This is a genomic window from Stenotrophomonas sp. 05L44_2 (genome assembly GCF_056665995.1).
Genome location: NZ_JBFTNR010000031.1, coordinates 1 through 11,755, shown reverse-complemented (window position 1 = coordinate 11,755; position 11,755 = coordinate 1). Strand labels below are relative to the sequence as shown.

Genomic DNA, 11,755 nt, shown 5'->3' with positions numbered 1-11,755 from the left:
GTGTAGCGGTGCAGGTCCAGCGGATTGACCACCGCCAGCTCGATGCGAAGGCGGGTCAGGTGCTGCAGGTCGCGCAGCCATTCCTGTGCCAGCGGCTCGCTGGTGGCCACCAGCACGCGTTCGCCATCCACCGCCAGCGGCAGGAAGCGATGGCGGCGCGCGTAGGCGTGCGAGGCCACGGCGGTGACCGAGGCGACGTCGACCCGGGTCGGATCGATGCGCAGGTAGCGGCTGCCGGTACGCTGGGCCAGCCACTCKGTGAGGCGTTCCAGATTGAGGTCGCCGCCGTCGCTGGCGGCCAGCTTGAGGTTGGACAGCAGCACCAGTGGATGCACTTCACTGGCATTGCGGGCGCCCTGTGCGGAAAAACGGATGCGCTCGCGCTCGTGCGCAGCCACCACGCCGTCGGCCAGCAGGGCCGCCGCAACCTGTTCGAACTGCAGGCGACCGGGCGGCAACGGTGCCGCTCCAGGCTCGCCGGGCGTGCCCGTGGGCAGCCGATGTTCCATCCACCTGCTCCTTCCGGGTACGGAATGCCCCGCAGGTCGGCCGTTATACTAGCGCACCCCTTTGCCGGCCAAGACTCGTCCGCATGTCCGCGACCCCGACCGTTCCGATCACCTTCCAGGGCCTGATCCAGACCCTGAACCAGTTCTGGGCCCAGCAGGGCTGCGTGCTCATCCAGCCGCTCGACCTGGAGGTGGGCGCCGGTACGTTCCACCCGGCCACSTTCCTGCGYGCGATCGGCCCGGAAACCTGGAACGCGGCCTACGTGCAGCCGTCGCGGCGCCCGACSGATGGCCGCTACGGCGAGAACCCGAACCGCCTGCAGCGCTACTACCAGTACCAGGTGGCGATGAAGCCGGCACCGGACAACATCCAGCAGCTGTACCTGGATTCGCTGAAGGCGGTGGGCATCGATCCGCTGGTGCACGACCTGCGCTTTGTCGARGACAACTGGGAATCGCCGACCCTSGGCGCCTGGGGCCTGGGCTGGGAAGTCTGGCTCAACGGCATGGAGGTGACCCAGTTCACCTACTTCCAGCAGGCCGGTGGCCTGGAGTGCCGGCCGGTGCTGGGCGAGATCACCTACGGTCTCGAGCGCCTGTGCATGTACCTGCAGAACTGCGACAACGTCTACGACTTGGTCTGGACCTACGGCCCGGATGGGCAGCCGGTGACCTACGGCGACGTCTACCACCAGAACGAGGTGGAGCAGAGCACCTACAACTTCGAATACGCCGACGTGGAAGAAATGTTCCACCGCTTCGATGCCTGCGAGCGCGAAGCGCAGAAGCTGGTGGAAGTGAACCTGCCGCTGCCGGCCTACGAACAGGTGATGAAGGCCAGCCACACCTTCAACCTGCTCGATGCGCGCCGCGCGATCAGCGTGACCGAACGCCAGCGCTACATCCTGCGCGTGCGCGCGCTGGCCCAGGCGGTGGCCAAGGCCTACTACGAGCAGCGCGAGAAGCTGGGCTTCCCGGGCGCGAAGAAGGCCTGACGGCCCGTTCTCCCATCACGCGTTTCACCTACTACCCCAGGGGCGCCGGCCGCGTCGCGCGCTGCGCCCCCACCACAGGATCGAACCGATGAGCCACTTGTCTCCCCTGCTGATTGAACTGGGCACCGAAGAGCTGCCGGTCAAGGCACTGCCGGGCCTGGCCCAGGCCTTCTTCGACGGTGTTGTCGACGGCCTGCGCAAGCGCGGCGTGGAACTGGAGCTGGGCGATGCACGCCCGCTGTCGACCCCTCGCCGCCTGGCTGTGCTGCTGCCGGGCGTTGGCCTGGAGCAGCCGGAACAGCACAGCGAAGTGCTGGGCCCGTACCTGAACATCGCGCTGGACGCCGAAGGCCAGCCGACCAAGGCGCTGCAGGGGTTCGCGGCCAAGGCCGGGATCGACTGGACCGCGCTGGAAAAGACCACCGACAACAAGGGTGAGCGCTTCGTGCACCGTGCGGTGACCCCGGGCGCGCGCACTGCTGCGCTGCTGCCGGAGATCCTGCGCGAGGCCATCGCCGGCATGCCCATTCCCAAGCCGATGCGCTGGGGCGACCACAGCTGGGGCTTCGCGCGCCCGGTGCACTGGCTGGTGCTGCTGCACGGCGGTGACGTGGTCGAGGCCGAACTGTTCGGCCTGAAGGCCGACCGCATGAGCCGCGGCCACCGCTTCCTGCACGACAAGACCGTGTGGCTGACCCAGCCGCAGGACTATGTGGAATCGCTGCGCGCCGCCTTCGTGCTGGTTGACCCGGCAGAGCGCCGCCAGCGCATCGTCGCCGAGGTGGAAGCCGCTGCAGCCACCGCCGGTGGCAGCGCACGCATCACCGAGGACAACCTGGAGCAGGTGGTGAACCTGGTCGAGTGGCCGTCGGCGGTGCTGTGCAGCTTCGAGCGCGCGTTCCTGGCGGTGCCGCAGGAAGCGCTGATCGAGACGATGGAGATCAACCAGAAGTTCTTCCCGGTGCTGGATGACGGCGGCAAGCTGACCGAGAAGTTCATCGGCATCGCCAACATCGAGTCCAAGGACGTGGCCGAAGTGGCCAAGGGCTACGAGCGGGTGATCCGCCCGCGCTTCGCCGATGCCAAGTTCTTCTTCGACGAAGACCTGAAGCAGGGCCTGCAGGCGATGGGCGAGGGCCTGAAGACGGTGACCTACCAGGCCAAGCTGGGCAGCGTGGCCGACAAGGTCGCGCGCGTGGTGGCGCTGGCCGAAGTGATTGCGCCGCAGGTCGGCGCCGATCCGCTGCTGGCCAAGCGTGCCGCGCAGCTGGCCAAGAACGACCTGCAGTCGCGCATGGTCAATGAGTTCCCGGAACTGCAGGGCATCGCCGGCCGCCACTACGCGGTGGCCGGTGGCGAATCGCCGGAGGTGGCGCTGGCCATCGACGAGGCCTACCAGCCGCGCTTCGGTGGTGATGACATCGCGCTGTCGCCGCTGGGCAAGGTGCTGGCGATCGCCGAGCGCGTGGATACCCTGGCCGGCGGTTTCGCCGCGGGCCTGAAGCCGACCGGCAACAAGGACCCGTTCGCCCTGCGCCGCAACGCGCTGGGCCTGGCCCGCACGATCATCGAAAGCAGCTTCGAACTGGACCTGCGCGCGCTGCTGGCCAGCGCCAACGCCGGGCTGGCCGCGCGCAACGTGCAGGCCGACGTGGCCGAGCTGTACGACTTCATCCTCGACCGCCTGAAGGGCTATTACAGCGACAAGGGCGTGCCGGCCAGCCACTTCAACGCGGTGGCCGAGCTGAAGCCGGCCTCGCTGTACGACTTCGACCGCCGCTTGGACGCGATCGGGATCTTCGCGGCGCTGCCGGAAGCCGAGGCGCTGGCCGCGGCCAACAAGCGCATCCGCAACATCCTGCGCAAGGCCGAAGGCGATATTCCGGGCCAGATCGATGCGGCCCTGCTGCAGGAAGATGCCGAGCGCGCGCTGGCCGAAGCTGTGACTGCCGCCATCGACGATACCGGCGCCAGCCTGCACCAGAAGGACTATGTGGCCGTGTTGGCGCGCCTGGCCCGCCTGCGTCCGCAGGTCGATGCGTTCTTCGACGGGGTGATGGTCAATGCCGAGGATCCGGCACTGCGTGGCAACCGCCTGGCACTGCTGACGATGCTGGGCGAGCGCCTGGGCAAGGTCGCGGCGATCGAGCACCTGTCCAGCTGATCGCCCACGATGGGTAGCGCCGGGCCATGCCCGGCGGCTTTTCTGCAGGCCGCGCTGCGCGCTCGCCATGAATCAGACCGTATCCACGCATGGCGTGGATCTACTGGGTAGCCGGCCGCTGGCCGGCAGCGACGCGATGCCGATATTTCCGCATGCGGCCGCGATGATCGCCACAAAGGCGCGTATTTTGACCGCCACTTAACAACCGATCCGGATTGACGTGATGCATTTCGCATCGTCACCTCCGGTCGGTATGCTGTGCCGCATGCAGCCAACGAAATACGCCCTGCCGCTGATGGTCCTCTCGCTTTGCGCCACTTCCGTGGCCCATGCGCGCGGCACCATCGACAAGGTGGACATCAAGGGATTGGACAAGGGCGACGACGCCGCGATCATCGAGAACATCCAGGAATCGCTGTCGTTGTTCGACACGATCGGCAAGGAGCAGGGCGAGTCGCGCCTGGAATACCTGCTGTCACAGGCCGAGCGGCAGACCCGTCAGGCGCTGGAACCGTTCGGGTACTACAACCCAGTGATCAAGGTCGAGGCGCCACGCCAGGACGAGCACGTCACCGTGCTGATCCATGTCGACAAGGGCCAGCCGGTGCTGGTGCGCCGCGAGCATATCGACATCACCGGTCCGGCGATGTACGACCAGTACCTGCAGGACGACCTGGCCGCGTTCAAGCCGCGCAAGGGCCAGCGCTTCGAACACACCCAGTACGAAGCCAGCAAGATCACCGTGACCCGGCGCCTGGCCGAGCGCGGCTACTTCGACGCCGACTACACCCAGCGCCAGGTGCAGATCACCCGCGCGGACAACGCTGCCGACATCGACCTGACCTGGGACAGCGGCCGCCGCTACAACATGGGCCCGGTGACCTTCGAGCAGAACTACTTCGACGACAAGCTGTTCGACCCGCTGGTTTACTGGGACCAGGGCAGCTACTTCCACGAAGGCAAGCTGGACCGCCTGCGCGAGTCGCTGACCAAGCTCGATTACTTCAGCGTGATCGACATCCAGCCGCGCCCGGACCAGGCCGATGAAAACGGCGAGGTGCCAGTCGATGTGAAGCTGACGCGGGCCAAGCGCAGCATCTATTCCTACGGCCTGAGTTACGGCAGCGAAAGTGGCGCCGGTGTGCGTGGTGGCCTTGAACGGCGCTACCTGAACAGCCGCGGCCACAAGATGAACACCCAGCTGGACTATGCGCAGAAGCGCAAGAGCCTGATCACCAGCTACCGCATTCCCGCATTCAACTGGCTGGATGGCTGGTATACCTTCGCCGCCAGTGCCTACGACGAGCAGACCGACTACATCGATCTGCGCAACTTCAAGCTGATCGCCAGCCGCAGCGGCGAGATCAACGAGAACTGGACCGCCATCGCCTCGATCAACGCGCTGCGCGAGCGCTGGCGCTATGCCTCGGGCACCGAGTTCACCGATGCGGTCTACAACACGTCCACGCTGGTCTACCCGCAGATCGTGGCCGACTACGTGAAGGTGGACGATGAGCTGTTCCCGCGCAGCGGCATCAGTGGCACCGCGACGGTGCGTGCCGGCGTCGAAGGCGTCGGATCGGACACCAGCTTCGTGCAGGCCAATGCCGTGCTGCGCTGGTACATCCCGGTGGGGCCGACCAATCGCCTGATCCTGCGCGGCGAAGGCGGCACCACCTGGACCAGCGACCTGGTGGCGATGCCGCCCAGCCTGCGCTACTTCGCCGGTGGCGACCGCAGCATCCGCGGTTATGCCTACCGTGAGGTCGGCCCGCGCACGCCGAAGCCGGACAAGTACGCGCTTGGTGCCAAGCACCTGGTGGTCGGCTCGGCCGAGTACGAGCATTACTTCAATGGCGGTCCGTGGGGTGCAGCGGTGTTCGTCGACACCGGCAGCGCCTTCGATACCAACATCGACCTGCACACCGGCGTCGGCTTCGGCGTGCGCTGGAAATCGCCGGTGGGCCCGGTGCGGGTCGATATCGCTCACGGTCTGAACAACCCTGATTCGCAGTTCCAGCTGTACCTCAACATCGGAGCGGACCTGTGAGCACGCCCGCACCGACTCCGTCGCCGAACACGCCGCCGCGGCGCGTGCGCTTCTACCGTCGTCGCCGCTTCTGGGCATGGTCCGGCGCGGGCGTGGTCGGCCTGGTGCTGGTCGCCCTGTTGGCCGTGTACTGGCTGCTGCAGACGGTGGCCGGCCGCGATGTGCTGCTGGCGCAGGTGGTGGCGCGCCTGCCGGTGGGTGCCAGCTTTACCTGGGACAAGGTCGATGGCCCGGTGGCCGRACCGCTGACCCTGTACAACGTCGACTTCCGCTACGACGACATCCATTTCCACGCCGAGCGCGCGCACCTGGAGCCGGACCTGCGCCCGCTGCTGGGCCGCAAGCTGCTGCTGGACAAGCTGGAGCTGACCAACGCTACGCTCAATCTGGCCAAGAGCGATGAGCCGTTCAAGCTGCCGTCGTGGCCCGATTCGCTGCCGCAGATCGAAATGCCGCTGGCGATCCAGGCCGATGTGATCGCCATCGACAGTTTCCGCATCAGCCAGGCCAACGAGCCGGTGATCGACATCAGCCGCGTGCGCGGTGGCATCGAGATCGCCAATGGCGAGTTCCAGGCGCGCAAGCTGGTGGTGGACAGCGACATGGGCAATTTCACTGCCCAGGGCCGCTACATCCCGGCCAAGGACTACGACACCGACGTCACCGTCACTGCGGTGCTGCCGGCACCGCGCGGGCGTACCGCGGCCACGGTCGGCCTGGTCGCGCGCGGTGACCTGGCGCATATGGAAGTGGCGCTGGCCGGCCGCGCACCGAAGCCGCTGCACGCGATGCTGGTGTTCGATGGCCGCACCGATCCGACCTGGAACGCGACTGTACGCAGCGACGAGCTGGACCTGGCGCTGKTGTCGCCGGCATTGGCCAGCTCGGCCATCGCGCCGCTGGCATTGGACTTCACCGCCTCCGGCAAGGGCGGCAACGCCAACCTGCATGGCCGGGTGAAGCAGGGTGAGCAGGAACTGGAGCTGGCGCCCTCGGTGGTTTCGCTGCAGGACCAGGTGCTGAAGGTCTCGCCGCTGGTGGTCAAGGGCCTGGGCGGCGAAGCACGCCTGGAAGGTACCGCCGATTTCAGCCAGGAAGACCAGCAGAAGCTGAACTTCTCGGTGATCGCGCAGGACCTGACCTGGGTGCCGGCACCGGACCCGAACACCGCCGGCAGTTCGCCGGTGCCGGTGACGCTGAAGGAAGCGCGCTTTGGACTGGCCGGTACCTTGAAGGCGTGGGCGGCGATCGGCCGTGCCGATGTCGAGCGCGAAAAGCAGAAGGCGCAGCTGCGCTTCGATGTGCGTGGCAACGATCAGGCTGCGGAGATCCGCGAACTGCAGGCGCAGACCCCGGGTGGCCAGCTGCAGGTGGAAGGCAAGGTGGCCTGGGCACCGCAGCTGGACTGGGATGCCAAGGCCACGCTGAAGGATTTCGACCCGGGCTACTTCGCACCGGGCTGGGATGGCCGTCTGTCCGGCAATCTCGCGTCCAAGGGACGCCAGCTGCCGCCGCCGGCCAATGCGCCGCCGGGCACTGCGGGCACGCTGGAGGCCACGGTGGACCTGCCGTCGCTGAAGGGCATTCTGCGCCAGCGCAATGTGGATGCCCAAGGCAAGTTCGCCCTGCAGGGTGAACAGGGCCAGGGTGAATTGAAACTGGCCGTCGGCAGCAGCCGGGTGACCGCCTCGGGCAAGGTCGGCGACCGCCTGGACATCGATGCGCGCTTCGAGCCGCTGCAGCTGAGCGATCTGCTGCCCGGCGCCGATGGTGGCCTGCGTGGCCAGGTGCAGGTGAAAGGCCCGCGCGATGCACCGGACATCACTGCAGATCTGGTCGGCAACAATCTCAACTGGGACGGCTATGGCGCTGAAAGCCTGAGCATCAAGGGCCGCCTGCCGTGGCGTGGCGACAGTGGCACGCTGGCGATACAGGGCCAGCAGGTCAATGCCGGCATGCTGCTGGAACGCTTGAACATCGATGCGCAGGGCAGTGTCTCCAACCTGCGCCTGGCCGCACAGACCCGCAACGAACTGGGGGCGATCGAGCTGCAGGGCAGCGTTCGCCAGCAAGGTGAACAATGGCGTGGCGAACTGGCCACGCTGCGCATCGCACCGGTGAAGGGCGATGCGTGGGCACTGCGTGCGCCCGCGGCATTCGCCATCAACGGCAGCAACTACACGCTGGGCGAAACCTGCCTGGGCGCTGCGACCGGTGGCGCCCTGTGCGCACATGCCAACTGGCCGCGCGAAGGCCTGGTGGTGCGCGGCGATGCGTTGCCGCTGGCGCTGGTGCAGCCGTGGTTGCCGCCACAGTCCGGCCGACGCATCTACCTGCGTGGCGAACTCAACCTGGACGCGCAGATCCGGCCGCGTGGCAACGCGTGGGAAGGGCACGTGGAAGTGCGCTCGGCCGAAGGCGGCGTACGCCTGGGCGAGAACCGCAACACCGGCGTCGGCGATGCCAACCGTGGCGAGCTGGTGCGCTATGACCAGTTCTCGCTGAAGCTGGACATGACCCCGGCCAGCATCAAGGGCTACCTGGGCATGGGCTTCCAGGGCAACGGCTTCGTCGATGCGAAGATGCAGACCGGTTGGGAGCCGAGTGCGCCGCTCAACGGCGAGCTCTACCTCAACATGTCGCGCCTGTACTGGCTGGAACTGTTCTCGCCGGATGTGGTGCGCCCGACCGGCCTGATCGAAGGCCACGTGAGCCTGCGTGGCACGCGCGGCCAGCCGTCGCTGGGCGGTGATGCGCAGCTGAGCAACTTCAAGGGCGAGTTCCCGGCGCTGGGCCTGACCTTCGACCAGGGCAAGGGCAGCTTCGTCGCCCAGCCCGACGGGTCGGCCAAGATCACCGCACAGGCCAATTCGGGCAAGGGCACGCTGTATGTCGACGGCGGCCTGTCCTGGTTCGGCGATGCACAGCCGCTGCAGCTGAAGATCCACGGCGAGAATGTGCTGCTGTCCAATACCAGCGAGCTGCGCATCATCGCCAATCCCAACCTGGACTTCACCCTGGCCAAGGCCGCGATGGAGCTGCGCGGAACGGTGCACGTGCCCGAGGCCGACATCGATCTGGAGCGCCTGGACCGTGGCACCTCGGTGTCCGAGGACGTGGTGGTGCTGGACCCGGCCGATCCGGAAGAGTCGCGCACCTCGCCGCTGGATATGGAGCTGGCCGTCAGCCTGGGCGACAAGGTCAAGATGAGCGGTTTCGGCCTGAAGGGCGCGCTGACCGGCAAGATGCAGGTCTGGGCCAAGCCCGGCCGCGAGATGACCGCCAACGGTGGCCTGGAAGTCAGTGGCCGCTACAAGGCCTATGGCCAGGACCTGACCATCACCCGCGGCAACCTCAACTGGAACTACAACGCGGTGTCCGACCCGCGCATCAATATCCGCGCCGAGCGCCGGATCGGTGATGTCACCGCCGGCATCGACGTGACCGGGCGCGCGCAGCAACCGCGCGCCGATGTCTGGTCCGATCCGGCGATGTCGCAGTCCGAAGCACTGGGTTACCTGGTGCTGGGGCGCAGCCTGACCGGTGCCAGCAGCGACCAGACCCAGCAGGTGAACGCCGCATCGGCCGCGCTGTCGGCGGGCAGCGGGCTGCTGGCTTCGCAGCTGGGTGCCAAGCTGGGCCTGGACGATGCCGGCGTCAGCCAGTCGCGCGCGCTGGGCGGCTCGGTGATCGGTGTGGGCAAGTACATTTCGCCCAAGCTGTACGTGGGCTACGGCGTATCGCTGGTCGGTGCCGGTTCGGTGATCACGCTGAAGTACCTGCTGCGCCGCGGCTTCGACGTGGAAGTGGAATCGAGCACGGTGGAAAACCGTGGCTCGTTGAACTGGCGGCGGGAGAAGTAGAGCCACGCCATGCGTGGCTGCGGTGGCGCCGAGCCCGGCGCTGCCGTAATCCACGGTTGGGCCAGCGCGGACGGCCGCACTGGACATGCAGGCTTTTCATCCAGCAGGCCTGCACCAGTGCCTGCGCGATCATAGCGACTGCGTCCACCAGCCCCGGTCTTGGTGCGTCCTGCCTCATCGGAGCGAAGCGTTGCAAGAAGCACTGGTGGATGATGCCGAGTACAGTGCCGCTGTCGATCAATCGCTCACGTACTGGCGGGTGCCTGCAATACCAAGCGATCTCCCCTTGTATCGCTGGGGCTGGTGATAGAAGCCCTGTGGGCTATCGCCAAGGCGCCCAGCAGAGTGCACGCCAACAGCAGCGCCACGACAACACGCTGCCACAGGGGCAGTCGGCGGCGCGGCGCTGAATGCAGCCGATTACCGGCCGCTGCCGCCCAGAACAGGACTTGCTTGCGCTGCAACGGCGGCGGCGGAACCACGAACCACATGATCGGCTCGCCGACCAGGTAGTGCAGAGTGTCGCGCATCTCGCGTCGCGTGTGCGCTGACCGCGCCTGCCACCGTGCACGTAGTGGTCGCCAGCGCCCACTCAACCGAGCCACGCGCCCGCGGGCCTGTGCTACGGAAACCGGTGCATCATCGCGATGCATGTAGCGCGCAAGAGCAACCTCGTTACCTCGCAACAGCAACCAGCGCACGTGCATGCTGTGGCCAAGGGCGGCCATGTCGTAGCACTCGCGGATATTGCCCCGGTCATACCACTGGAAGCGGTCGGCCAGCTGCTCGAAGTTCGCCTGCGGAAACGGCGTGGTGCCATTCATCAGCCGCTGCCAGGTTGCCAGCTTCACTGCGCTGGCATCCGCGGGTGCCTGCAGTTCCGGGGACTGCTGCAGCCAGGCTGCGAAATCTGCCGGATCGTGCTGCTGCCCGTGGCGGACGATGCGGTCGGCAAGCGCTTCGGCGGCAGATGGCCCCGTCACTGCGGCTTCATCATTCATGCGTCGTGATTTCCTTGCGGCTTGCCACGCAGTATTTCCGCTGCCGAGCTGTGCGTAGCGGGCCTGTTCACAGAACTGCCCCATCGGCGCGTTTCACGCCGATCAGCGAATGCGTGGTGCCCAGATCGATTCCTGCGATCATCGGTCCTTCCCTGGTATCCGTGCCTGATTCTAGCCAGCATCGGTGCCCCCAACCATCGGCCGTTGCCCCATCCGGCCCCAGCAGCTATGGTCCCGGGCTGTTCTGTCGTACCGGATTGCCTCATGTCGCCACGCAAAGCCCTCCCCACCGCCCTGGCCCTGGGCCTGACCGTCGCCGCTGGCGCCCATGCCGACGAAGGCATGTGGATGCCGACCCAGCTGCCGGAGCTGGCCAAGCCGCTGCAGGCGGCTGGCTTCAAGGGCAACCCGGCCGATCTGGCCAACGTGACCGCGCCGCCGCTGAGTGCGGTCGTGCGTGCCGGCGGTGGCACCGGCTCGTTCGTGTCGGCCGATGGCCTGCTGCTGACCAACCACCACGTGGCAATGGGCGTGATCCAGTACAACAGCTCGCCCGAGCACAACTTCATCAACGATGGCTTCATCGCCAAGGGTCGCGCCGACGAGCGTCCGGCCAATCCGGACTTCCGCGTGCTGGTGACCGTCGGCTTCGACAAGGTGACCGACCAGGTGCTGGCACAGGCCAAGGGCAAGACCGGCCGCGCGTACTTCGACGCGGTGGATGCAGCCAGCAAGCAGATCGTGGCCGAGTGCGAGAAGGACGGCAGCGTGCGCTGCTCGGTGGCCAACATGTATTACGGCACCGACTTCTACCGCATCGCCCAGCTTGAGCTGAGCGATGTGCGCCTGGTCTATGCGCCGCCGCGCGCGATCGGCAACTACGGCGATGAGATCGACAACTTCATGTGGCCGCGCCACACCGGCGACTTCACCCTGCTGCGTGCCTACGTGGGCAAGGACGGCAAGCCGGCCGCCTACAGCAAGGACAACGTGCCCTACCAGGCACYGGCGCACCTGCAGATGTCGGTGGAAGGCCCGAAGGAGGGCGACTACGCGATGCTGGCCGGTTACCCGGGCATCACCTACCGCCATCGCACCGCCGCCGAGTTCGCTGGCCAGATCGATACCGTGCTGCCGCGCCGGGTGTCGGTGTTCCAGCAGATGATCGACACC

The 11,755-nt window shown here is 66.9% G+C and carries 7 protein-coding genes; 5 read left to right on the top strand and 2 right to left on the bottom strand.

Features of this window, described 5'->3' with window-relative positions:
* A partial coding sequence (locus tag AC1VAN_RS01970) for a GspE/PulE/PilB domain-containing protein (protein WP_480985169.1) occupies positions 1-509 on the bottom strand: 509 nt, incomplete at its 3' end.
* Positions 510-592: 83 nt separating this feature from the next.
* Here AC1VAN_RS01970 and glyQ point away from each other — a divergent pair.
* The 4 genes from glyQ to AC1VAN_RS01950 all read left to right on the top strand — a co-directional run bounded on the left by glyQ (position 593) and on the right by AC1VAN_RS01950 (position 9,581).
* A complete protein-coding gene (gene glyQ / locus AC1VAN_RS01965; protein ID WP_025878768.1) occupies positions 593-1,504 on the top strand; it encodes a glycine--tRNA ligase subunit alpha in 912 nt (303 codons plus the stop codon).
* 88 nt (positions 1,505-1,592) lie between these two features.
* Complete coding sequence (gene glyS, locus AC1VAN_RS01960) at positions 1,593-3,668, top strand: glycine--tRNA ligase subunit beta (protein WP_442251895.1); 2,076 nt, start codon at positions 1,593-1,595, stop codon at positions 3,666-3,668.
* A gap of 253 nt (positions 3,669-3,921) precedes the next feature.
* Positions 3,922-5,718 carry an autotransporter assembly complex protein TamA gene (locus AC1VAN_RS01955; protein WP_081794577.1) on the top strand — a complete coding sequence of 599 codons (1,797 nt, stop codon included), beginning with the start codon at positions 3,922-3,924 and terminating at the stop codon, positions 5,716-5,718.
* Positions 5,715-9,581, top strand: a complete 3,867-nt coding sequence (locus tag AC1VAN_RS01950) for a translocation/assembly module TamB domain-containing protein (protein ID WP_480985168.1) — start codon at positions 5,715-5,717, stop codon at positions 9,579-9,581. The genes AC1VAN_RS01955 and AC1VAN_RS01950 overlap by 4 nt, the downstream gene beginning before the upstream one ends.
* 245 nt (positions 9,582-9,826) lie before the next feature.
* Here AC1VAN_RS01950 and AC1VAN_RS01945 read toward each other — a convergent pair whose 3' ends face one another.
* The gene (locus AC1VAN_RS01945) at positions 9,827-10,582 is read right to left on the bottom strand and encodes a hypothetical protein (RefSeq protein ID WP_442251894.1); all 756 of its coding nucleotides are present in this window, start codon (positions 10,580-10,582) and stop codon (positions 9,827-9,829) included.
* Between the two features lie 264 nt (positions 10,583-10,846).
* Here AC1VAN_RS01945 and AC1VAN_RS01940 point away from each other — a divergent pair.
* Positions 10,847-11,755 (top strand): S46 family peptidase (locus tag AC1VAN_RS01940; protein ID WP_480985167.1); only part of this gene is annotated, 909 nt, incomplete at its 3' end.

Bases quoted from the DNA above. Each gene is read 5' to 3' on its own strand.
- glyS (WP_442251895.1), top strand. From the start codon at position 1,593: ATGAGCCACTTGTCTCCCCTGCTGATTGAACTGGGCACCGAAGAGCTG.
- AC1VAN_RS01955 (WP_081794577.1), top strand. From the start codon at position 3,922: ATGCTGTGCCGCATGCAGCCAACGAAATACGCCCTGCCGCTGATGGTC.
- AC1VAN_RS01945 (WP_442251894.1), bottom strand. From the start codon at position 10,582: ATGAATGATGAAGCCGCAGTGACGGGGCCATCTGCCGCCGAAGCGCTT.